At 70.7% G+C, this 22,385-nt stretch carries 18 protein-coding genes and 1 rRNA gene; 8 read left to right on the top strand and 11 right to left on the bottom strand.

All coding sequences use genetic code 11. The features are described from left to right. Nucleotides 1-39 precede the first annotated feature (39 nt). Nucleotides 40-705 carry an HAD family hydrolase gene (locus tag C6Y14_RS08170; protein WP_107015878.1) on the bottom strand — a complete coding sequence of 222 codons (666 nt, stop codon included), beginning with the start codon at nucleotides 703-705 and terminating at the stop codon, nucleotides 40-42. 142 nt (nucleotides 706-847) lie between these two features. Next, nucleotides 848-1,363, bottom strand: coding sequence for a DUF6912 family protein (locus tag C6Y14_RS08165; RefSeq protein WP_107015877.1), 516 nt, complete (start codon nucleotides 1,361-1,363; stop codon nucleotides 848-850). Nucleotides 1,364-1,700: 337 nt separating this feature from the next. Between C6Y14_RS08165 and C6Y14_RS08160 the strand changes: the two genes are divergently transcribed. Next, nucleotides 1,701-2,207: an Rv3235 family protein gene (locus C6Y14_RS08160; protein ID WP_107016399.1), complete on the top strand. Its 507-nt coding sequence runs from the start codon at nucleotides 1,701-1,703 to the stop codon at nucleotides 2,205-2,207. A gap of 379 nt (nucleotides 2,208-2,586) precedes the next feature. Here C6Y14_RS08160 and secA read toward each other — a convergent pair whose 3' ends face one another. Continuing rightward, nucleotides 2,587-5,430 carry a preprotein translocase subunit SecA gene (secA, locus tag C6Y14_RS08155; protein WP_107015876.1) on the bottom strand — a complete coding sequence of 948 codons (2,844 nt, stop codon included), beginning with the start codon at nucleotides 5,428-5,430 and terminating at the stop codon, nucleotides 2,587-2,589. A 258-nt stretch (nucleotides 5,431-5,688) separates the two neighbouring features. Between secA and C6Y14_RS08150 the strand changes: the two genes are divergently transcribed. Both C6Y14_RS08150 and C6Y14_RS08145 read left to right on the top strand, forming a co-directional pair. Beyond that, complete coding sequence (locus C6Y14_RS08150) at nucleotides 5,689-6,285, top strand: GNAT family N-acetyltransferase (protein WP_107015875.1); 597 nt, start codon at nucleotides 5,689-5,691, stop codon at nucleotides 6,283-6,285. 54 nt (nucleotides 6,286-6,339) lie between these two features. After that, entirely contained in the window at nucleotides 6,340-7,539 is a 1,200-nt protein-coding gene (locus tag C6Y14_RS08145) for a winged helix-turn-helix domain-containing protein (RefSeq protein ID WP_107015874.1), read from the top strand. A 144-nt stretch (nucleotides 7,540-7,683) separates the two neighbouring features. Here C6Y14_RS08145 and C6Y14_RS08140 read toward each other — a convergent pair whose 3' ends face one another. From C6Y14_RS08140 to mtnA, 7 genes are all read right to left on the bottom strand, one after another. Next, a complete protein-coding gene (locus C6Y14_RS08140) occupies nucleotides 7,684-8,430 on the bottom strand; it encodes a response regulator (RefSeq protein ID WP_107015873.1) in 747 nt (248 codons plus the stop codon). Nucleotides 8,431-8,662: 232 nt separating this feature from the next. Further along, nucleotides 8,663-9,355, bottom strand: a complete 693-nt coding sequence (hpf, locus tag C6Y14_RS08135; protein ID WP_404828732.1) for a ribosome hibernation-promoting factor, HPF/YfiA family — start codon at nucleotides 9,353-9,355, stop codon at nucleotides 8,663-8,665. A gap of 315 nt (nucleotides 9,356-9,670) precedes the next feature. Beyond that, entirely contained in the window at nucleotides 9,671-10,525 is an 855-nt protein-coding gene (locus C6Y14_RS08130; RefSeq protein WP_107016398.1) for a ComF family protein, read from the bottom strand. A 153-nt stretch (nucleotides 10,526-10,678) separates the two neighbouring features. Next, nucleotides 10,679-12,532, bottom strand: a complete 1,854-nt coding sequence (locus C6Y14_RS08125) for an LpqB family beta-propeller domain-containing protein (RefSeq protein WP_107015871.1) — start codon at nucleotides 12,530-12,532, stop codon at nucleotides 10,679-10,681. Further along, on the bottom strand, nucleotides 12,522-14,591 hold the full coding sequence (mtrB, locus tag C6Y14_RS08120) for an MtrAB system histidine kinase MtrB (RefSeq protein ID WP_107015870.1): 2,070 nt from the start codon (nucleotides 14,589-14,591) through the stop codon (nucleotides 12,522-12,524). The genes C6Y14_RS08125 and mtrB overlap by 11 nt, the downstream gene beginning before the upstream one ends. Nucleotide 14,592: 1 nt before the next feature. Then, nucleotides 14,593-15,282: a two-component system response regulator MtrA gene (gene mtrA, locus C6Y14_RS08115; RefSeq protein WP_188114266.1), complete on the bottom strand. Its 690-nt coding sequence runs from the start codon at nucleotides 15,280-15,282 to the stop codon at nucleotides 14,593-14,595. 8 nt (nucleotides 15,283-15,290) lie between these two features. Further along, a complete protein-coding gene (gene mtnA / locus C6Y14_RS08110) occupies nucleotides 15,291-16,436 on the bottom strand; it encodes an S-methyl-5-thioribose-1-phosphate isomerase (RefSeq protein WP_107015869.1) in 1,146 nt (381 codons plus the stop codon). A 140-nt stretch (nucleotides 16,437-16,576) separates the two neighbouring features. Between mtnA and C6Y14_RS08105 the strand changes: the two genes are divergently transcribed. The 5 genes from C6Y14_RS08105 to C6Y14_RS08085 are packed head-to-tail and all read left to right on the top strand — an operon-like array spanning nucleotide 16,577 to nucleotide 22,208. Beyond that, nucleotides 16,577-17,983 carry a glycerophosphoryl diester phosphodiesterase membrane domain-containing protein gene (locus C6Y14_RS08105; RefSeq protein ID WP_107015868.1) on the top strand — a complete coding sequence of 469 codons (1,407 nt, stop codon included), beginning with the start codon at nucleotides 16,577-16,579 and terminating at the stop codon, nucleotides 17,981-17,983. A gap of 4 nt (nucleotides 17,984-17,987) precedes the next feature. After that, nucleotides 17,988-18,683, top strand: a complete 696-nt coding sequence (locus C6Y14_RS08100) for a DUF4129 domain-containing protein (RefSeq protein WP_225890969.1) — start codon at nucleotides 17,988-17,990, stop codon at nucleotides 18,681-18,683. After that, complete coding sequence (locus tag C6Y14_RS08095; RefSeq protein WP_107015866.1) at nucleotides 18,680-19,900, top strand: DUF4350 domain-containing protein; 1,221 nt, start codon at nucleotides 18,680-18,682, stop codon at nucleotides 19,898-19,900. The genes C6Y14_RS08100 and C6Y14_RS08095 overlap by 4 nt, the downstream gene beginning before the upstream one ends. Then, nucleotides 19,897-20,898 (top strand): AAA family ATPase, encoded by a 1,002-nt coding sequence (locus tag C6Y14_RS08090; protein WP_404828731.1) that lies wholly within the window; start codon nucleotides 19,897-19,899, stop codon nucleotides 20,896-20,898. Before C6Y14_RS08095 ends, C6Y14_RS08090 begins: the two co-directional genes overlap by 4 nt. After that, nucleotides 20,898-22,208, top strand: a complete 1,311-nt coding sequence (locus C6Y14_RS08085; RefSeq protein ID WP_107015864.1) for a DUF58 domain-containing protein — start codon at nucleotides 20,898-20,900, stop codon at nucleotides 22,206-22,208. Before C6Y14_RS08090 ends, C6Y14_RS08085 begins: the two co-directional genes overlap by 1 nt. Nucleotides 22,209-22,315: 107 nt before the next feature. Here the strand turns inward: C6Y14_RS08085 and rrf are convergent. Next, a 5S ribosomal RNA gene (gene rrf, locus C6Y14_RS46020) occupies nucleotides 22,316-22,385 on the bottom strand; the annotation flags it as partial.

Raw genomic sequence — 22,385 nt, 5'->3', positions numbered from 1 at the left:
GCAGGGCTCACGTCGACCAGAGGGCCGAGCCCCAGAAACTCACGCCGCCAACCACTCGGCCAGAGTCACCGCCTCCGCGAGCGAATCCACCACCGGCACCCCCACCCCCTCAAGACTGGCCCGGCTGTGCGACCCCCCGGTGTACAGCACGGCCTTCGCCCCCACATGCCGCGCAGCGATCGCGTCGTCCGCCGCGTCCCCGATCACCACCGTACGAGCGGGGTCCACGCCCGTGAGGGCTCTCAGATGCCGCACCATGTGCTCGGCCTTGCTGCCACCCGACGGCCCGGTCCGCCCGTCGACCCGCAGGAAGTGCGGCTCGATACCGAACCCCCGCACCAGCGGCACCAGTTCCTCATGCCCGTACATGCTCAGGATCGACTGGCTGCGCCCGCCCGACACCCACTCGGCGAGCAGCGTGGGCACCCCGTCGGTGAGCCCGCACCCCACCCGGTGCTCCGCGTAGTACCGGTGGAAGACCGCGTCCATGACCTCCCACTCGTCGTCCGTCGGCAGCCGCCCGATCAGCCGCTCGTAGAACTTCGGCACGGGCACGCAGTACAGCTCCCGGTACCGCTCCAGCGTGATCGACGGTATGCCCAGCTCCGCGAACGCCGCGTTCGTCGCGCCGATGATTGCCTTGTTGTCGTGGAACAGCGTCCCGTTCCAGTCCCAGACGATATGTGTCGCTCCGCGCATCCCCATATCCAAAAAGTACCCGGCACCACTGACAAAGCCCCATATGCGCTTCGAGTGCGCTGCGGGAACGCCTCCCGCGCCGAACACACCCCCGGAGCAGCCGGGGCCCCCGGCGCCCCCGGAGCGGTTCGTCGTGCAGTGCGTCGCTTCAGTCGCCGAACCCCACGAGGTTCGGAATCTCCTGCGTGGCGAACCACAGCAGCTCGTGGTCCGCGGCCCCGTCCACGACGAACTGCGCGTCGTCGTCGCCCCGGTCCGCCGCGCCCAGCGCGTCCGCGGCGGCCGTCACCTCCGCCTCCGCCTCGTCCGAGTCGACGTGTACGGCCGCGGCCTCGGCCAGCGCCACGGCCGCGCCGACCCGCAGCTCACCGAGGGACGCGGGGTCGGGTCCCAGGCCGGGGTCGGCGACGGCGGCCCCGTCCGGTACGTCGACGGCGACGACGACCCGCCGGCGCGGGGCACCGGGATCGAGCGCGACCAGTCGCAGGGAAGCGAGCGCGGCCCGGTTCAGCGCCGCGTACTCCAGCTCCTCGATGTCGTCGGAGAGGTACCACTCGCGCAGCGCGGGCGTGACGGCGTACGCGACGAAGGGTCCCTTGCCGAGCTCACCCGTCTTGTACGCCTCGGCGAGACCGGAGAGGGTCAGAGGGACGTACACGCGCATGGCCGACCGCTTTCGTAGACGTGTTCCGTGGGGACACCGCGGGGCTGCGTGGACGGGTCCCGCGCCTCCCGGAAGGTCTTCAGGATACGTGCGGGTGTCCCCTTTCGAGTCCGTACCCACCCCCGCCCGGGCGTCCACCCCCGTCCCGCCCGTCACCCGGTACGCCCAAGTCCCCCCAAGCCCGCCACCCCCTCCCGTCCCCCTGATAGGTGAACCTCCGGCCGGTCGCGGCGCCCGTCCGCCCCGCTTGCAGCCGCTCCCCCTTCCCCCGTACAAGATCCCCAACGGAAAGTTACCGACCGGTATCAGCGCCGGTCCGACCGAATGGGGTTCCGCCGTGAACAAGGTGATGACCAGGACGAGGCGCACCCAGGGCACCCGGCCCCCCGTACGCCACGACACGCGCCGCCCGGGCGGCGGCACGCCGCGCACGGCACCGAGGGGCACCTCGGGCGCACCACGGGCCAGGACGGGCTCCTCCACTCCCCCGCAGCCTCCCCCGCAGCCCCGCCCCACCGACGTCTTCGCCGACCGGCTCGTCGAGGTGCTCAGCGGGCACCGCCCGGTCCACTGCATGCTCCGGCACACCGCGGGCCGCGCGTACGACGAACTGGCCCGGCTCGCCGAACACAGCCCGCTCCGCACCCGCGGCACCCGCCCGTTCGTCCGGGACATCGGCTACTACGTGGCCGGCCCGGGCGCGGTCGAGGTCTTCGCCCGCATCGGCGCCGGCGACCAGCTACGCGCCATGGCCTTCCGCCTGGAACAGGGCCAGGACCTCCGCTGGCGCTGCACAGCAGTAGAACTGGGCGGCACCCGAATGCCCCCACCCCAAGACGACTGACAGCCACACGTGCCGCTTACAGGACCCCCAACCGGCCTTCAGGGGCGCGGGGAACTGCGCAATCCTTTGGGCTCACCCCCACCACCCCGCAGCCGCCCATACACCGCAACCACCCCCCACCCCCAGGGGCGCGGGGAACTGCGCAATCCTTGAGGCCCACCCCCACCACCCCGCACCCACCAACCCCCGGACCGAAGGCCGAAGGCCAAGGCCCGAAGCCCGGAGGCTGGGTCGGGACCCAGCGCCCAAGGCCAAGGCCCACACAGCCCCACCCCAGGCGGAGCCCAACGCAAAGGGCCGGGCGCCACCCCGGCCCCCGACCCTTCACCCGCTCACAGAGCGACCCTCACAAGCCCCGCAAACCCCGCGGAGCGCCCCGCTACTTCTTGCGCCGACGCCCACTCTTCTGCTGCTTACGCCGCTCGGCCCGAGTAAGCCCGTCAGACTCCGACCGCACCGGCTCGTCGTCCGTGGCGAAGTCGCCCTCGACGACACCACCCTCACCGTCGACCGTGGGCGCGGAGAAGTGCAGCCGATCCGGCCGCTGCGGAGCGTCGAGCCCCTTGGCGCGGATCTCCGGACGCGCACCCCCACCCGCGGGAACCGCGTCCTTCTTGTCCAGCGACGGCTTCGCGTCCTCGACCGGAACCTCCTCGACCTGCTGCTCGACCTGGACCTCCAGGTTGAACAGGTAGCCGACGGACTCCTCCTTGATGCCGTCCATCATGGCGGTGAACATGTCGAAGCCCTCGCGCTGGTACTCGACCAGCGGGTCCTTCTGGGCCATCGCGCGCAGGCCGATGCCCTCCTGGAGGTAGTCCATCTCGTAGAGGTGTTCACGCCACTTGCGGTCCAGGACCGACAGCACGACCCGCCGCTCCAGCTCACGCATGATCTCGGAGCCGAGCTGTTCCTCACGGGAGGCGTACTGCTCGTAGATGTCGTCCTTGATGGACTCGGAGATGAACTCGGCGGTCAGACCGGCCCGGTCGCCGGCCGCCTCCTCCAGCTCCTCGACGGTGACCTTCACCGGGTAGAGCTGCTTGAACGCGCCCCACAGCCGGTCGACGTCCCACTCCTCGGCGAAGCCCTCCGCGGTCTCCGCGTCGATGTACGCGTCGATCGTGTCGTTCATGAAGTGCTGGATCTGCTCCTGCAGGTCCTCGCCCTCCAGGACGCGGCGGCGCTCGCCGTAGATGACCTCGCGCTGCCGGTTGAGGACCTCGTCGTACTTGAGGACGTTCTTACGGGTCTCGAAGTTCTGCGTCTCGACCTGCGACTGGGCGGAGGCGATGGCACGGGTGACCATCTTGTTCTCGATCGGCACGTCGTCCGGCACGTTCGCCATCGACATGACGCGTTCGACCATCTGCGCCTTGAAGAGCCGCATCAGGTCGTCGCCCAGGGACAGGTAGAAGCGGGACTCGCCCGGGTCGCCCTGACGGCCGGAACGACCGCGCAGCTGGTTGTCGATACGGCGCGACTCGTGCCGCTCGGTGCCCAGCACGTAGAGCCCGCCGAGGTCCTTGACCTCTTCGAACTCGGTCTGGACGGCCTTCTCGGCCCGCTCCAGGGCGGCCGGCAGCGCCGCGGCCCACTCCTCGATGTGCTCCTCGGGGTCGAGGCCGCGCTGGCGCAGCTCCGCCTCGGCGAGGTCGTCGGGGTTGCCGCCGAGCTTGATGTCCGTACCACGCCCGGCCATGTTCGTGGCGACGGTGACGGCGCCCCTGCGGCCGGCCTGGGCGATGATCGGGGCCTCGCGGTCGTGCTGCTTCGCGTTCAGCACCTCGTGCTGGATGCCGCGCTTGCTGAGCTGCTGCGAGAGGTACTCGGACTTCTCGACCGAGGTGGTGCCGACGAGGATCGGCTGGCCCTTCTCGTGCTTCTCGGCGATGTCGTCGACCACCGCGTCGAACTTCGCGACCTCGGTGCGGTAGATCAGGTCCGACTGGTCCTTGCGGACCATGGGCCGGTTGGTCGGGATCGGGACGACACCGAGCTTGTAGATCTGGTGGAACTCGGCCGCCTCGGTCATCGCCGTACCGGTCATGCCGGAGAGGCCGGGGACTTCCTTGCCGTTGTGGTCGTGGCGCTTGTAGAGGCGGAAGAAGTTCTGCAGGGTGATCGTGGCGAGGGTCTGGTTCTCGTCCTTGATGTCGACCCCTTCCTTCGCCTCGATCGCCTGGTGCATGCCCTCGTTGTAGCGGCGGCCGGCGAGGATACGGCCGGTGTGCTCGTCGACGATCATGACTTCGCCGTCGATGACGACGTAGTCCTTGTCCTTCTTGAAGAGCTCCTTGGCCTTGATGGCGTTGTTCAGGTAGCCCACCAGCGGCGTGTTCACCGACTCGTAGAGGTTGTCGATGCCCAGCCAGTCCTCGACCTTGGCGACGCCGGGCTCGTGGATGGCGACGGTCCGCTTCTTCTCGTCGACCTCGTAGTCGCCGGTCTCCTCGATGCCCTTGAGGGTGTTGCCCGCCTCGCCCTTCTTCAGGCGCGTGACGAGCTTCGCGAAGTCGCCGTACCACTTGGTGGCCTGGTCGGCGGGGCCGGAGATGATCAGCGGCGTACGGGCCTCGTCGACGAGGATCGAGTCGACCTCGTCGACGATCGCGAAGTTGTGGCCGCGCTGCACCAGTTCGTCCTGCGACCACGCCATGTTGTCGCGCAGGTAGTCGAAGCCGAACTCGTTGTTCGTGCCGTACGTGATGTCGCAGCCGTACTGCTCGCGGCGCTGGGCCGGCGTCATGTTGGCCAGGATGCAGCCGACGGTCAGGCCCAGGAACTTGTGGACGCGGCCCATCATCTCGGAGTCGCGCTCGGCCAGGTAGTCGTTGACCGTGATGAGGTGGACGCCTTCTCCGGAGAGGGCGTTCAGATACGCGGGCAGCGTGCCGACCAGGGTCTTGCCCTCACCGGTCTTCATCTCGGCGACGTAGCCGAGGTGCAGCGCGGCACCGCCCATGATCTGTACGTCGTAGGGGCGCTGGCCGAGGGCGCGCTTGGCGGCCTCGCGCACGGTCGCGAACGCCTCGGGCAGCAGGTCGTCCAGGCTCTCGCCGTCCGCGTACCGCTGCTTGTACTCATCGGTCAGGGCTCGCAGCTCGGCGTCGGAGAGGTCGACGAAGTCCTCTTCGATGGACTTGACCTGGTCCGCGATGCGGTGCAGCTTGCGCAGGATCTTTCCTTCGCCTGCACGCATGATCTTCGAGAGGACGGACACGAGGGTTTGTCTCCTTGCCGGTCGGGCCTGGGACGGTCGGTTTCAATGGCAGATTCAAATGACAGATTCAAATCACAGCTTGAGCAACGGCCATCGTAAGCGAGGACCCCACCGCGCCGGGAGGTCTGCATGTGACAGCCACAGAGACAACGGGCGGAGGATGCGGAAGGTGCCGCACTGACGCCACGAAACGTGACGGCAACCTCACACAGTGCGAAAGTGATGGCTTCCTTACCGAAGCCCGAGCAGAATCGGCCGATGGACCCCGTCACACTGACTTCCGAACGACTCCTGCTGCGCACGGTGGGAGCCCACGACACCGACGCCGTGTTCGACGCCGTCCAGGATCCGGACATCCAGCGCTGGACCACGATCCCGTCGCCGTATCTGCGCGAGCACGCCACGGCCTTCACCGAGCAGATGGTGCCCGACGGGTGGGCGGACTGCTCGATGTTCACCTTCGGTGTCTTCCTGCCGGTCGGCGGTGAGCTCGCCGGCATGCTCGCCGTCTCGATGCGCGGCCTCGGGGTCGGCGAGGTCGGTTTCTGGGCGACGAAGGAGCACCGGGGCAACGGCTACATCACCGAGGCCGCGCTCACCACCTGCCGCTGGGCCTTCACCCAACGGGGCATGGACCGCGTCGAGTGGCGGGCGGAAGTGGGCAACACGGGCTCCCTCGCGGTCGCCGAACGCGCCGGTTTCGCCCTTGAGGGCACCCTCCGCGCGGGCGTCAACAACAAGGGCGTACGCCGCGACTGCTGGGTCGGTTCCCTGCTCCCGTCGGACCTCGGGCTGCCGTCCACGGCGCCCTACCTGCCCACGCCCCGGCAGCCGTCGGTTCCCCGCCCGACCTGACGTGATCGGCCGGGCCGGAAGCGATTGTCAGTGGCACCGCCTATCGTGCGGACCATGACGAGTCTGCCGCGCCCGACCGCCGAACTCTCCGCCGACGAGGCCCGTCGGATCGCCCTGCGCGCGCAGGGGTTCCTGGGAGCCCCCGACCGCAGGGGCGGCGTCCGGGGCGTACTGCGGCACCTGGGCGCGGTCCAGCTCGACACCATCTCCGTCCTGGCCCGCTCCCACGAACTCATTCCGTACGCGCGCCTCGGCGCCGTCGGCCGCAGGACGGTCGACGAGGCGTACTGGACCCCGGCACCCGTCGGCGGGACCCCGCCCCGGCCCCACGCGTTCGAGTACTGGTCGCACGCGGCCTGCATCCTGCCCGTCGAGGAGTGGCCGCACTTCGCCTTCCGCCGCCGCGCCTACCGCGCCCGCCCGCACTGGAACCACGCACTGCCGGACGGCACGTACGAGCAGGTCATCAAGCAGCTGAAGGCCGAAGGACCGCTCACGGCAACCGACTTGGGCGGCGCGAAGAAGACCAGCGAGTGGTGGGACTGGTCGGGCACCAAGGTCGCCGTCGAGCGCGCACTGATGTACGGCGAGGTGGTGTGCACGGAGCGCCGCGGCTGGAAGCGGGTGTACGACCTCGCCGAGCGGGCCATCCCGGAGGCGCTGCTGCACGACGATCTGGACGACATGGAGTGCCTGCGCCGTCTGGTGCGGCTCGCGGGCCGCTCCCTGGGCGTGGGCACCATCGGGGACATCGCCGACTACCACCGCCTCAAGCGCGAGCAGGTCGACGCGGTGATCGCGGAGTCGGGCCTGGTGCCGGTCACGGTGTGGGGCTGGTCGAAGGCTGCCTGGGCGGACCCCGAGGCCCTGGAGACGACCCCGCGCGGCCGCCACCGCACCACGCTCCTGTCGCCGTTCGACTCGCTCGTCTGGGACCGGGCGCGCACGGAGCGGATCTTCGACTTCACCCACCGCCTGGAGGCCTACGTCCCCAAGCCCAAGCGTGTGTACGGCTACTTCGCCATGCCGGTGCTCGCCGGCGGCCGGCTGGTGGGCCGCGTGGACCCGGCCCGCGAGGGCGCCACCCTGATCGCCAAACAGGTCACCCTCGACAACCCCAAGTCGATCCCGTCAGTGGCCCAGGCCCTCCTGGAAGCAGCCACATGGGTGGACTGCACCAACGTGCGAGTGGAGCGGGCGAACACCCCGCAAATCCGAGAAGCCCTGACAATGGAGCTGGGCCGAACGCTCTAGGGGCGTGGGGAACGGCGCAATCTTTTAGGGGCGCGGGGAACTGCGCGACCAGCCCCCACCGAACCCGCACCCCGCAACGAGCCCGTCACGCCCACCGCGACCGAGCCGGCCAGCCGACCACCCGCCAGCCGCCAGCCGCCGTCGCTAACGAATCTCAAGAATCTTCTCCCGCATCGCGTACACAACCGCTTCCATCCGCGAGTGCAACTGCAACTTCTCCAAGATGTTCCGCACATGGTTCTTCACGGTGTTCTCGGAGATGAACAACTCCTTGGCGATATCCCGGTTGTTCATCCCGGTGGCCACGAGCTTCAGAACCTCCAGCTCACGATCGGTGAGCCGAGGCGCCGGCACAAGCCGCCGCTCATCCGTGCGCTGGATCATCGACTTGAACTCGGTCAGCAGCTTCGACGCCATCGAAGGACTGATCTGCGACTGCCCGTCGGCCACCGCGCGAATCGCCGTGGCCACTTCGTCCGTGGAGATCTCCTTCAGGAGATACCCCGTGGCCCCCGCCTTGATCGCGTCATAGAGGTCGGCTTCCTCATCACTGATCGTCAGCATGATGATCTTCGCGCTGGGAGCGACCTCCTTGATGGAGGTGCACGCCTCGATCCCGCCGCGCTTGGGCATCCGTACATCCATCAGCACGATGTCGGGCAGCAGATCGGCGGCCTTGTCGACCGCCTCCGCACCGTCCCCGGCCTCCCCGACGACCTGGATGTCCTCCTCGGCGGCGAGCACGATCTCCAGGCCGCGGCGGAAGAGGGCGTGGTCGTCCACGACAAGCACCCGGATGGGCTCCTTGCCCGGGGAGCCCGCGTCCGGGCCCATGCCGACGACGCCGTCGTCGGCATCTTCGTCACGCATCGGTCCGAAGCTGTCCGCCATGGTTCCTCCCCCTGAAGGCCGTGGCCTGTGTTCCTGTGCCATCACCAACCCCACGCAACGACACACCGGTTGAGGCCGGTACGGCCATGATTTCATGCCCGGACGACAACGGGATGACAGAGCGAGGCACTGAGGGGTCGCACACCGGTGCCCCTGGGGGCGCACAAGCACTCCAGGGGCACCGGCTGAAGCCGTCCCCCGGCCGAGGGCCGGGGAAGCTCACCGGCCGGGGTCAGCCACCCAGCGCCCCACCGGGCGGGTCCTGCTGCGCCTCGGCGACCATCGGGTCGGTGTTGAGGTGGATGACGCCGTAGTCGTAGGCGTGCCGCCGGTAGACGACACTCGGTTCCTTGGTCTCGGAATCGACGAACAAGTAGAAGTCGTGCCCGACCAGTTCCATCTCGTAGAGCGCCTGGTCGAGCGTCATCGGGGACGCGACATGGGTCTTCTCGCGGACGATGAGGGGGCCGTCACCCTTCACCTCAAGCGAGCCGATCTTCTTGGTCGGCACCGCCTCGGGCTCTTCGTCGTGGACGACGCTGCCGTTCCCGTCGAGCGTCGCCGCGTCCGGGACGTGGTCGGCGACCTCGGATGCCGAGATCCTGCGGGCACCACGGCGCGTGTACCGCTTGTCGTGCTGCTTGCGCAGCCGCGCTTCCAGCTTGTCCGCCGCCAGGTCCAGCGCCGCGTACGGATCGCTTGCCGCTGCCTCCGCCCGGATCACCGGACCGCGGGAGTGGAGCGTGATCTCCACTCGGTCGGAGCGGTCGGCCTGCCGGGGGTTCAGCTCCTTGGACACCTCGACGTCTAGGCTGATCACCTTGCCATCGAGCTTCTGGATCTTCTCCAGCTTCAGCTTCTCGGCCACGTGCTTGCGGAACCGCTCGGGCACCTCGGTCTTGCGGCCCTTGACGACGATGTCCACGCAGAACTCCGTTCCCGGATCGCTCCGCTTCGACGGCGGAGCATCTCCCTTTTGCACCAGGCTCCAGCGCGTCCCGGAGCCTCGGACTCGGTGACTTCCACCTCCTCCTCCCCCGCGGGCAAGATCTCCACCCCACTGTCCCGGGTGAATGAGAAAAACCCACGGTGCGGCATTCCGATATGCAAGGGACGGCGTCCGCCATTCCCTCACAACCGAACATATCTCGCCTGGACGGATGTCGTCACCCTCTACTGCGGCGTACCTCCATTCAGGTGAATGGAACCTCTCACTACCTGCAACGACGCAACTTCTCTGTCAGTTCCGGTTTATTTCGAAAGAAGCTGGAGATGTCGCGACCACCGCCGCGCCAACTCCGTCATCCGCGCTGTGCGCGTCTCCCTTTTCCCTGACCGCTTCTGCGCGGCCTACACCTGCCATCTGCGCCTGTCTCACCCCTTCTCCCGTCGTTCCAGGTGTTACCCGTCCGTAGAATCCGCCTTTTTCCGGGAGAACGGCCCTCAGGGCCCGCGCCGCCTCGGCCAGGGACGCGCCCGTCGTCATCAAGTCGTCGACGAGAACGACCCGTCCGGCGCCGTCCAGCAGCCGTGCACCACCCGGGGCCACCTCCAGGGCGCCGGCCAGATTGTCCAGCCGCTGACGTGAGTTGAGCCCCGACTGGTCGGCCACGGCACGCCGCTGGCGCAGCACGGCCGCCACCCGGGCCGGCGTCCCGGACCGCCGTAGCCCGGCCGCCGCGGCGAGCGCGATCCGCCGCGCCGGGTCGTGCCCGCGCGCCCGCACCGCCCACCGCGCCGACGGCACGGGTACGAGCAGCACCGGCGCCCCTGAGCCCGCAGCCCCGGCCGCCCGTCCTCCGGGCCCGAGTCCGGCCCGCACAGCCCCCGCCAGCGCCGCTCCCAGCGGCCCGGCGAGCATCAACGCCCCCCGTTCCTTGTGGGCGAGGAGCGCCGCCCGCACCTGGTCCTCGTACGGAGCCGCCGCGTACACCACCGGCAGCCCCGGCGGCTCCGGGTCCGGTCGTACACGGCTCGGCGCGTTCCCCGTCAGAGCGGCACGGCACTTCGGGCAGAGCACCGTGCGAGGCCGTCCACAGCCTCCGCACTCGGCCGGAAGCACCAGGTCGGTGAGGTCCTGCCACCACCCCCGCATGCCCACCACTCTGCCAAATTCCGCAGCACCCGGGCCAGCCCTGTGGACAACTACCTGTGGACAACTCCTCGTACCCGTCGGCACGTTGTCCCCCACACGAGGGGTGAGAGCCGCGCCGTACCGGAGCGGCCCCAGGAATCGAGCCCGGACAACTCAGCCCGGATAGACCGGCGCCATCCCCGTCTTGACCACCGTCTGCCACTGCGAACCGCTCGACAGCCGCACGATCCCGTCCTCCGAGTGCGCCACCAGCGGCAGCCGTTCGTCCTCGGAGGCGGCGATCTCCTTCACCCCGGTGAGCGCGGAGGGCGCCGGACCGACCGGTGTGGAGCCGTCGACCTGGACGTACTGGATCTGCTGCACGCCGCGGGCCTCGCGCCCGACCACGACCAGACGGCTGTCGCCGGCCCAGGACATGGCCGTGACCTCCTCCAGCTGCGGTGCCACGGTGCTCAGTTCATGGATCGCGACGGTGTCCTTGCCGCCCGCGCCCTCGGAGTCCCCGCGCTCGATCCGTCCCATGAGCAGGGTCGTCCGCTTGTCGTTGCTCACCATGAGCGCGATCCGTACCCCGTCCGCGGCCACCCGCACGGCCTCGATCCGCCCCTCCAGACGGGGTGTCGAGACCACCAAGGGGTCGCCCGCGCCCTTCGGCAGCAGGAGCAGCCGGGAGTCCTTCGGCCCGCGGTCGGCCACCCACAGGTCGCCGCTCGCGTCCCAGCTGGGAGTCGTCAGTCCGTCGTCCGGCGACGTGGCCGTGCTGCGCAGCACGGCTTCCCCGAGCGAACCCCCCGACGCGAGCGACCCGACGTACATCGAGCGCCCGTCGAGCGACACCCCGGCGGCGGTGTCCTCGTCCCGCGAGACGGCGGCCGCCCGCAGTTCCTTGGCGCCGTCGCCGAGGGCGCCTGGCACCGGCTCGGGCTCCTGCTCGCTGCCGGCCCCCGGTATCCGGACCAGCCGCTTCTCCCCGTCGATGAAGTACTCGTACTCGGCCCGCTTGGCCGGACCGTGGACGACGTAGACCTCCGCCTGGTTGGTGTTGACCACGCACGACTGCGTGCCGTCCGAGCGCTGCAGCTCCACCTCGTCGATGCCCGTGGGCGTCAGGTCCTGGAGCGTGAACAGGATCTGGGCGGCCATCTCCGTGCACTTGGACTGCCCGACCCGGTCGGCCTTGGCGTTCAGCGGCACCGTCAGCCGGTTCTTGTCGTCGGGCGTCAGCGACTTGACGCCCTTCTTCAGCGCCGTACCGGTGGGAAAGCTCGACCTGACCACCGGCTTGAGCCAGCTCGTGGGCCCCTTGAGGACCGAGCGGACCATCTGCGTCACCGGGTCCACCTGCTCCCGTACGTAGACGGGGTCGGCGACCGCACCGAGCTGGACGCCGGTCCTGCCCTGCGTGTTCGAGGCGAAGTAGTACTTGTTGACGGACTCGTAGTTGCGCTGGAAGTCGGACATCCCCATCACGAGGCCGGCCGGCAGGGCGTCGATGCGCCACTCCTTGGCACCGTCCGCCGTCTTCTGCTCCGAGAGGTGCACGGTCTCGTCGTACGCCCCCTCGGCGGGCTTGTAGGCGAACTGCGAGTCCACGGTGGCGACTTTGGTGCCGATCAGCGAGTACGCGTAGTCGCCGGTCGCCTCCCTGCTGCCGCTGTGCTCCGCCACGGTGTTCGGTCCGTCCGCGAGCACCGTCGTCGACGCGTTGGGACGCCACTTCTTCGACGCGCCCTCGGTCAGGTACTTGCGGGCCGTCTCGAATCCCGGGTCGTCGCTCGTGAGCGCTTCGAGGAAGCCCTGGACGATCTCCTCCGGCTGCGCGTTCTCCCGCGGTGGCATCGCGAAGACCCTGACCTGCGCGTCCGGCCGCTGGGAGGCCTCGACGTCGCGCAGGTCCCCTTCGTCCGGCATCGACGCGCACCCGGCCAGCAGTACGGTCCCGCAGGCGGCGTACACCACCACACGTGCCGGACGCCGACGGCCGCCCCGATCGCGGTCAGCGCCCACGAGACCCCTCCCCATGCTTCAGCTGTTCCGGCTGCCCGCCGGTTTCCGGGCCGTCCTCGGACGGCGCCTGTTGCGGAGTCTCCTCCGGTGCCGCGACCGGGCTCCTGGTCTCCGCGGCGGGCCGCGGCACCACGCGCGCGCCGCTGCCGGGCAGTGCCGCCGGATCCACCGCGCCCGCCACCCTGGGGTCGCGCGACGGCATCGGCGGCACGGCCCGCTCGGCGGGCTGCGCGGGCACCGTGGCCAGCTTCTGCGTGCCGCCGAGGGGCAGTCCCGCGTCGTTCAGGCCGCGGTTGCGCCGCGAGTCCTTGGGCTCCAGCGGTATCGGCGAGCCCCGCAGCGGCTCGTCGGCCGTCCGGGGCACCGTCAGCCGGAACTGTGAGCCCCCGCCCGGTTCGCCCCACGCCTGCAGCCAGCCGCCGTGCAGCCGCGCGTCCTCCAGGGCGATGGACAGGCCCAGGCCCGTACCGCCGGTGGTACGCGCGCGTGCCGGGTCGGCCCGCCAGAAGCGGCTGAACACCCGGGTCGCCTCACCGGGCTTGAGCCCCACTCCGTAGTCGCGCACCGCGACCGCGACGGCCCCGCCCGCGGACGCGAGTTTGACCACGACGTCCTTGCCCTCGCCGTGCTCCACGGCGTTGACCACGAGGTTGCGCAGCACCCGCTCCACCCGCCGGGCGTCCGCCTCGGCGACCACGGGCTGCTGGTCGCCGACGACCCGTATCCGGGTGCCCTTGCGCTCGGCGAGCGGCTCGGCCCCGCTGATGACCCTGCGGACGACCTCCCGCAGGTCTATCGGCTCGGCTTCGAGCGCCGCGGCGCCCGCGTCGAAGCGGCTGATCTCCAGGAGATCCGCGAGCAGTGTCTCGAAGCGGTCCAGCTGGTCGGCGAGCAGCTCGGCCGACCGCGCGGTCATCGGATCGAAGTCCACGCGCGCGTCGTGGATGACATCGGCCGCCATCCGCACGGTCGTCAGCGGCGTACGCAGCTCGTGCGACACGTCGGACACGAACCGCCGCTGCATCCGTGACAGGTCCTCCAGCTGCTGGATCTTCAGCTGGAGGTTCTGCGCCATCTTGTTGAAGGCCTCACCGAGGCGCGCGATGTCGTCCTCACCGGTGACCTTCATACGCTCCTGGAGGCGCCCCGCGGACAGCCTCTCGGCGATCCCCGCGGCCATCCGTACGGGTGTGACGACCTGGCGCACCACGAGCCAGGCGATCGCCCCGAGCAGCACCACGACGAACAGCCCCGCCGTCGCGAGGGTCCCCTTGACCAGGCTGAGCGACTTCTCCTCCTGCGTGAGCGGGAAGAGGTAGTACAGCTGGTACGGGTCGCCCTTGGGGTCGTTGACCTGCGTCCCGATGATCAGCGCGGGCTGGGAGTCCTGGCCGTTGGTGTAGGAGATGCGTGTATAGCTCTGGGCCGTGCCCGTGCCGGCGTCGACCCGCTCGCGCAGGTCCTGGGGCACGCTGAGGCTCCAGTCCACGAACCCGGACGCACGCGGGCCGAGGCCCCGGCTGCTGCTGTCCGCGGAGGTGGTGCTGAGCGTGACGACGCTGAACGCGCCCTGGCCGCCGCTGGAGAGCGACTCCACGAGGGAGCTCATCCATCCGCTGACGTTCTGGACGGGGTTGTCGTTCGGCCCGGAGCGGTCGTCGCCGCCCGCGCCCGCCGCGCTGTCGGCCTCCTGCTTGGCGACCGTGAAACCGCCCGTGGCCTGGCTCTGGGAAGCCTTCACCTTGGCGTCCAGCAGGCCGTTGCGCACCTGCCCGATCACGACGAAGCCCAGCAGCAGGACGACGCCCAGCGACATCAGCAGGGTCGTGGCGACGACCTTGAGCTGGATGTTGCGCCGCCACAGCCGCATGACCGGCAGCAGCGGACGGCGCACCCAGCGCATGAACAGCCGAAGGACCGGGCTGCCCTGGACTCCGCCCTGGAGCAGCCCGCCCTCGACGAACCGGCCCCAGCGGGAGCCCGTCATCCTCCCGCCGACAGGCCGCCCCGAGCGGGCCCCCGGCTCACCGGGCGCCGAAGCGGCACTGTCCCGGGACACGTCAGCTCGGTCCGGCCTTGTAACCGACACCACGGACGGTCACCACGATCTCCGGACGCTCCGGGTCCTTCTCGACCTTGGAGCGCAGCCGCTGTACATGGACGTTCACCAGACGGGTGTCCGCCGCGTGCCGGTAGCCCCACACCTGCTCCAGGAGCACCTCACGCGTGAACACCTGCCACGGCTTGCGGGCCAGCGCCACCAGCAGGTCGAACTCCAGCGGGGTGAGCGCGATCGAGGCGCCGTCCCGTTTCACAGAGTGACCGGCCACGTCGATGACCAGATCGCCGATCGCGAGCTGTTCGGGCGCCGGCTCCTCGGACCTGCGCAGCCTGGCCCGGATCCGCGCCACCAACTCCTTTGGCTTGAACGGCTTCACGATGTAGTCGTCCGCACCCGACTCCAGGCCGACCACGACATCGACGGTGTCGCTCTTCGCTGTGAGCATCACGATCGGTACCCCGGACTCCGCCCTGATCAGGCGGCACACCTCGATGCCGTCCCTGCCGGGCAGCATCAGGTCCAGGAGCACCAGGTCGGGCTTGCTCTCACGGAAAGCGGCCAGCGCCTTGTCGCCGTCGGCTACGAAAGACGGCTCAAAACCTTCACCACGCAACACAATGCCGAGCATCTCGGCCAGTGCGGTGTCGTCATCGACGACAAGGACTCGTCCCTTCATAAACGACATCATCCCATTAACTAAATCGTTACCTGGCGTGACCTGTCACACAGCTCCGCGAGCGCCTCGGCCGTCACGGGAGACACGACACCCTCCTCGGTGACGATCGCCGTCACCAACTCGGGCGGCGTCACGTCGAAAGCCGGGTTGTACGCCTGGGTCCCCAGAGGTGCCACCGGTATCCCGCCTCCCGCTTCGACTCCCGCCACGGGCACCAGCGGTGCTGTGATCTCTGTCACTTCATGACCGGCACGCTGCTCGACCTCGATCGATGCTCCGTTCGGAGTGTCCGGGTCCACCGTCGTCAACGGTGCCACCACGATGAACGGCACATGGTGGTACCTGGCCAGCACCGCGAGCGGATAGCTCCCCACCTTGTTCGCCACCGAACCGTCGGCGGCGATCCGGTCCGCTCCGATGAGCACCGCATCCACCTCTCCCGCCGAGAACAATGACCCGGCAGCGTTGTCCGTGAGCAAGGTGTACGCCATTCCGGCGCGCGCCGCCTCATACGAGGTCAGCCGAGCACCCTGCAGTAGCGGACGCGTCTCGTCCACCCAGAGTCTGCGCAGCCGCCCCACCCGGTGCGCCGCGAGCGCCACGGCGAACGCCGTGCCCTCCCCGCCCGAGACCAGCGCGCCGGTGTTGCAGTGCGTGAGAATCCGGTGGCTGCCCCCGGGCAGCAGCTCGTCGAGCAGCGCCAGCCCGTGCACGGCCATACGCCCGCTGGCCTTGGCGTCTTCCGCGTGCAGCGCCCGCGCGGCAGCCAGCGCGGCAGCCGCGGCCTCCTCCTGGCCGCCGCCCGCCCGCAGCACCGCGAGATGGGCCTCCTGGGCCCGCCGGACTCCGTACGAGAGGTTCACCGCGGTGGGCCGCGCACCCGCGAGCGAGGCCGCCGCCCCGTCCACGTCGAACCCCCGGGCGGCGGCGAGCGCGACTCCGTACGCCCCCGCGATACCGAGGAGCGGTGCCCCGCGCACGGCGAGCGAGCGGATCGCCTCCACCAGCGCGGACGCGTCCGTGCACACCAGCTCGATCTCTTCGGCGGGCAGCCTCGTCTGGTCGAGGAGGACCAGCACGGGTCCCTCCGGCGGCTCGTCCCACCGGATCGCAGGTATCTCGATGGGCCGGTTGTCCTCGCGGATTTGCGCGTACTGATCAGCCATCTGCTCAGTCTGCCCCGTACGGGGCAGACAATTGAAGGTGTGCAGCCCATACGGCGGCCGGTCACTTCCCGGCCGCACCGTGGCACGATGGCAGCCAACCTGCCGCCGCGACCGCGGGCGGGCACCATGAAGGAGCGACGATGAACGACACTCCGGGCTGGGCATCGCCCGGATCTGCCCCCTCCGACGGGCAGAACGGACAGGAGCCGACGCCTTCCGGCCCTGCCCGGCCCGCGGACCAGCCCGCGTCCCCCGAGCCCGCCGGCGAGCCGGGTCAGCCCGGCCCCGCCCCGTCCGGCCCGGGCCCGAAGTGGTCCAAGGAGCAGCCCCCGCCCGCCCAGTGGCCCTCGCCCGGCGGCGGCCCGCAGGGCGCCCCGCCCCAGACCCCACCGCCACCACCACCCGGCCCCGGCTGGGGCGGCCAACCTCTCGCCGGCCCCGGCGGATACGGCGGCCCCGGAGGTTACGGCGGCCCCGCTGGCTACGGCGGCGGCTACGGACCGGGCCCGGGCGGACACCCCGGCTGGGGCGGCGGCTGGGGCGGCCCCCCGCCCGCGGCCAAGCCCGGCGTGATCCCGCTCCGCCCCCTCGGCGTCGGTGAGATCCTCGACGGCGCGGTGTCGACCATGCGCACGCACTGGCGCACGGTCCTCGGGATCTCGCTCGCCGTCGCGGTCTTCACGCAGATCTTCGTGATCCTGCTCCAGGGCCTCGTCCTGGACGACAGCGCCAGCACGGACGTCCTCAACGACCCGAGCGCCACCGCGGGCGAACTGTCCCGCGCCATGGGCGACACCCTGCTGAACTCCGGGGTCGTCCTGCTGATCACCCTGCTGGGCACGATCGTCGCGACGGCCCTGCTCACGACCGTGACCAGCCGCGCCGTCCTCGGCAAGTCGGTGACCACCGCCGAGGCCTGGCACGACGCCCGGCCCCAGTTGCTCAAGCTCTTCGGCCTGACCTTCCTGCTGCCGCTCATCGCCGTCGCGATCGCCGCCGTGGGCATCCTGCCCGGCGTCCTCGTCGGACTCGCGGGCGGCGGTGACGGCGCCGTCGCACTCGGCGCCCTCGGAGGTCTGGCCGGAGCCGTCGTCGCGCTCTGGATGATGATCCGCTTCTCCCTGGCCTCGCCGGCCCTGATGCTGGAGAAGCAGAGCGTCTGGAAGTCGCTGAGCCGTTCCGCGAAGCTGGTCCGCGGCTCCTGGTGGCGGGTCTTCGGCATCCAGCTCCTCGCCACGATCATCGCGAACATCGTCGCGTCGATCATCGTGATCCCGTTCGCCTTCCTCGCCTCCGCGCTCAGCGGAGACGGCATCGGCAGCATGCTCGACAGCGGCACCGGCGACCTCGGCTGGACGTTCCTCATCGTGAGCGGCATCGGCTCGGTGATCGGCTCCATGCTGACCTTCCCGATCACCGCCGGGGTCACCGTGCTCCTCTACATCGACCAGCGCATCCGCCGCGAGGCCCTCGACCTCGACCTGGCTCGCGCTGCCGGCATCCAGGACCATGGCTCCGGCGCCCCCGGCCCCACCCCGGGGAGCTGACGCAGTGAGCCTGGCGGGGGGAGTTCTCACTGCGGTACGGGCGCTGCCACGCGCCGACGGCGAACCACCGGTGACCGTCCCGCGCGATCCCGCGCGGGAGGCCGCCCGGCGCGAACTGTCGAAGCGGATGTACCACGAGAACGACCCCAGCCTCCTCCGCCAGGCCCTGGACGCCTTCTGGAAGTGGGTGGGCGAACTGCTCGACGCTGCCTCCTCGGCGACCCCGGGCGGCGGACTCGGCCTCCTGGTCGTCGTCCTGGCCGTCGTGGCACTCATCGGCGCCCTCTGGTGGCGCCTCGGCTCCCCCCGCCGGGGTCCCACCTCGACCGCCCCGCTCTTCGACGACCGGCCGCGCAGCGCCGCCGAGCACCGCGCCGCCGCCGAGGCGCACGCGGCGCAGGGCCACTGGAACCAGGCCGTCCAGGAACGCATGCGCGCCGTCGTCCGCTCCCTGGAGGAACGCGCCCTGCTCGACCCCCGCCCCGGACGCACCGCCGACGAGGCCGCCGCCGAAGCGGGCCGCACCCTGCCCGCCCACACGGACCGGCTGCGCGCCGCAGCACGGGACTTCGACGACGTCACGTACGGCGGACGAACCGCCGTCCCTGAGACGTACCACCGCCTCGCCCAGCTCGACCAGGATCTGGAACGCACCAGGCCGGTCCTCGCCGGCAGCGCCGGCCGGGGGGCCGCCACATGACACCCGAGGCGCCCACCGCCCCCACACCGACGCCGACCGCCGCGCCCTCCACCTCGGCCTCGCCCACCGTCCGCCAGGTGTGGACCCGCTCGCGCGGTGTCGTTCTCGCGTTCGTGATCCTCCTGGTGGCCGCCGTCGCCATCGCCGTCGTACGCTCCGGCGCCCAGCACGGCAGCCTCGACCCGCGCTCCGCCGACCCCCAGGGCAGCCGGGCCGTCGCCGAACTCCTCGCCGACCGGGGCGTGTCCACGCGCGTGGTCACCACCCTGGCCGAGGCGAGCACCGCGACCGGCCCCGACACGACGCTCCTGGTCGCCCGCCCCGACCTGCTGACCGACCGTCAACAGGACCGACTGCACTCCGCGTACCGGGACTCCGGCGGCCGCACCGTCCTCGTCGCCCCCGGCGCCCCCTCCGTCGGCACCCTCGCCCCCGGAGTCGACGCCGACCCCGCACCCAGCTACGACTCCACGCTCTCGCCCCACTGCGCCCTGCCCACCGCCCGACGAGCGGGCACCGCCGACACGGGCGGCATCCGGTACACGACGGACGCACCCGGCGCCGACACCTGCTACCCCAGCGACGGCCTGCCCACCCTGCTGCGCCTGAGCGCCTCCGAAGGAGACGGCGACACCGTCGTACTCGGCGCGCCCGACATCCTGCAGAACGAGCGCCTCGACCAGCAGGGCAACGCCTCCCTCGCCCTTCAACTCCTCGGTTCCCGCACCCACGTGGTCTGGTACCTCCCCTCGCTCTCCGACGACTCGGCCACCGACGCCGGCGACCGCAGCTTCCTCGACCTGGTCCCCTCCGGCTGGCTATGGGGCACACTGCAGCTCTTCATCGCGGCACTGCTGGCCGCCCTCTGGCGCGCCCGCCGCCTCGGCCCGCTCGTCCCCGAACGGCTCCCCGTCGCGATCCGCGCCTCCGAGACCGTCGAAGGCCGCGCCCGCCTCTACCGCAAGTCCAACGCCCGCGACCGTGCCGCGGGAGCTCTGCGCTCCACCACCCGCACCCGCCTCGCCCCCCTCGTCGGCGTATCTCCCGCTCAGGCGCACGCGCCCGAAGCCCTGCTCCCCGCCCTGTCCGCCCGGCTCCGCCAGGAAGGACAGGCCCTGCACTCCCTGCTCTTCGGGCCACCGCCCCGCGACGACGCGGCCCTCATCGCACTCGCCGACCAACTCGACGCCCTCGAAAGAGAGGTACGCCGTCCATGATGGCCCCGCCCACTGACAACGCCGGGAACACCGGGACCACCGGGGACGCAGCCACCGCCCGCGCCTCCCTGGAAACCCTGCGTGCCGAGATCGCCAAAGCCGTGGTCGGCCAGGACCCCGCGGTGACCGGCCTCGTCGTCGCCCTCCTGTGCCGCGGACACGTCCTCCTGGAGGGCGTCCCCGGAGTGGCCAAGACCCTGCTCGTCCGGGCTCTGGCCGCCGCGCTGGAACTCGACACCAAGCGCGTCCAGTTCACCCCGGACCTGATGCCCAGCGACATCACGGGCTCCCTCGTGTACGACGCCCGCACCGCGGAGTTCTCCTTCCAGCCCGGCCCGGTCTTCACGAATCTCCTCCTTGCGGATGAGATCAACCGCACCCCTCCGAAGACCCAGTCGTCCCTCCTGGAGGCCATGGAGGAACGCCAGGTGACGGTCGACGGCACCCCTCGCCCGCTCCCCGAGCCGTTCCTGGTCGCCGCGACCCAGAACCCGGTCGAGTACGAGGGCACGTACCCCCTCCCGGAAGCACAGCTGGACCGCTTCCTCCTCAAGCTGACGATCCCCCTCCCGTCCCGCCAGGACGAGATCAACGTCCTCACCCGCCACGCCGACGGCTTCAACCCCCGTGACCTGCGCGCCGCCGGCATACGCCCCGTAGCGGGCCCGGCCGACCTCGAAGCCGCCCGCGCGGCCGTCGCCAAGACCGCGGTCTCCCCCGAAATCACCGGCTACGTAGTGGACATCTGCCGCGCCACCCGCGAATCGCCGTCCCTCACGCTCGGCGTCTCCCCCCGAGGCGCTACGGCGCTCCTGGCCACGGCCCGCGCCTGGGCCTGGCTGACGGGCCGCGACTACGTCATCCCGGACGACGTGAAGGCTCTCGCGCTGCCGACTCTCCGCCACCGCGTCCAGCTGCGCCCGGAAGCCGAGATGGAGGGTGTGACGGCCGACTCGGTCATCAACGCGATCCTCTCCCACGTCCCCGTCCCCCGCTGATGGCCCTCACCGGCCGCACCGCCCTCCTCGCGGCCCTCGGCACCCTCCCCGTGGGCATCTGGGAACCCAGCTGGACGGGCATCCTCGCCGTCAACGCCCCCCTGGCCCTCGCCTGCGCCTGCGACTTCGCCCTGGCGGCACCGGTACGCCGTCTGAGCCTGGCGCGCTCCGGCGACACCTCCGTCCGCCTCGGCGAAGCCGCCGACGTCACCCTCACGGTCACCAACCCGTCGAGCCGCCCCCTGCGAGCCCGCATCCGCGACGCCTGGCCCCCGAGCAGCTGGCAGCCGGGCACAGAGGTCACCGCGTCCCGCCACCGCCTGACAGTCCCCGCAGGCGAACGCCGACGCGTCACGACCCGCCTGCGCCCCACCCGCCGAGGCGACCGCCGGGCCGACCGCGTCACCATCCGCTCGTACGGCCCCCTGGGCCTCTTCGCCCGCCAGGGCAACCACGAGATCCCGTGGACGGTACGCGTCCTGCCGCCCTTCACCAGCCGCAAGCACCTCCCCTCGAAGCTCGCCCGTCTGCGCGAACTCGACGGCCGTACCAGCGTGCTGACCCGTGGTGAGGGAACCGAGTTCGACAGCCTGCGTGACTACGTCCCCGGTGACGACACGCGCTCGATCGACTGGCGGGCCACCGCCCGCCAGTCAAGAGTCGCCGTACGCACCTGGCGTCCCGAACGCGACAGGCACATCCTCCTCATCCTTGACACGGGCCGCACAGCCGCGGGCCGCGTCGGAAACGCCCCGCGCCTCGACTCCTCCATGGACGCGGCCCTGCTCCTGGCCGCTCTCGCGTCCCGCGCCGGCGACCGGGTGGACCTGCTCGCCTACGACCGCCGGGTACGCGCCCTGGTACAGGGACGTGCCTCAGGCGACGTGCTGCCTTCACTGGTCAACGCCATGGCGCACCTCGAACCGGAACTCGTCGAGACGGATGCCCGCGGCCTCACCTCGACCGCGCTCCGCACGGCCCCACGCCGATCACTGATCGTGCTTCTCACGACCTTGGACGCGGCTCCCATAGAGGAGGGCTTGCTCCCCGTCCTCTCCCGCCTCACCCAGCGCCACACCGTCCTCGTCGCGTCGGTCTCCGACCCGCACATCGAGCGCATGGCCACGGCGCGGGGAAACACGGAGGCCGTGTACGAAGCGGCCGCAGCGGCGCAGGCCCAGGCGGAACGCCACCGCACAGCGGAGCAATTGACGCGTCACGGTGTCACGGTCGTGGACGCGACCCCGGACAACCTGCCGCCGGCCTTGGCGGACGCGTACCTGGCTCTCAAAGCCGCCGGCCGTCTCTGAGCTGCTTCTCCCCTTCCCAGAAGGGGAGAACGCTGGAGAACCCAAAACAGAAAGGGAACGCAAAAAAGCCCCCGCACCGAAGTGCGGGGGCTTTTCCATCAATATTAGTTCGGCGGCGTCCTACTCTCCCACAGGGTCCCCCCTGCAGTACCATCGGCGCTGTAAGGCTTAGCTTCC

It is taken from the genome of Streptomyces dioscori (assembly GCF_003024195.1).
Taxonomy (GTDB): Bacteria; Actinomycetota; Actinomycetes; order Streptomycetales; family Streptomycetaceae; genus Streptomyces; species Streptomyces dioscori.
Note: the sequence above shows the minus strand (reverse complement) of the source record. Positions and strands in the feature narration are given on the sequence as shown.

Coding starts and splice junctions, on each gene's coding strand:
- C6Y14_RS08170 (WP_107015878.1), bottom strand. CDS start 705: ATGGGGATGCGCGGAGCGACACATATCGTCTGGGACTGGAACGGGACG.
- C6Y14_RS08165 (WP_107015877.1), bottom strand. CDS start 1,363: ATGCGCGTGTACGTCCCTCTGACCCTCTCCGGTCTCGCCGAGGCGTAC.
- C6Y14_RS08150 (WP_107015875.1), top strand. CDS start 5,689: ATGGACCCCGTCACACTGACTTCCGAACGACTCCTGCTGCGCACGGTG.
- C6Y14_RS08145 (WP_107015874.1), top strand. CDS start 6,340: ATGACGAGTCTGCCGCGCCCGACCGCCGAACTCTCCGCCGACGAGGCC.
- C6Y14_RS08140 (WP_107015873.1), bottom strand. CDS start 8,430: ATGGCGGACAGCTTCGGACCGATGCGTGACGAAGATGCCGACGACGGC.
- C6Y14_RS08130 (WP_107016398.1), bottom strand. CDS start 10,525: ATGCGGGGGTGGTGGCAGGACCTCACCGACCTGGTGCTTCCGGCCGAG.
- mtrA (WP_188114266.1), bottom strand. CDS start 15,282: ATGATGTCGTTTATGAAGGGACGAGTCCTTGTCGTCGATGACGACACC.
- mtnA (WP_107015869.1), bottom strand. CDS start 16,436: ATGGCTGATCAGTACGCGCAAATCCGCGAGGACAACCGGCCCATCGAG.
- C6Y14_RS08105 (WP_107015868.1), top strand. CDS start 16,577: ATGAACGACACTCCGGGCTGGGCATCGCCCGGATCTGCCCCCTCCGAC.
- C6Y14_RS08095 (WP_107015866.1), top strand. CDS start 18,680: ATGACACCCGAGGCGCCCACCGCCCCCACACCGACGCCGACCGCCGCG.
- C6Y14_RS08090 (WP_404828731.1), top strand. CDS start 19,897: ATGATGGCCCCGCCCACTGACAACGCCGGGAACACCGGGACCACCGGG.
- C6Y14_RS08085 (WP_107015864.1), top strand. CDS start 20,898: ATGGCCCTCACCGGCCGCACCGCCCTCCTCGCGGCCCTCGGCACCCTC.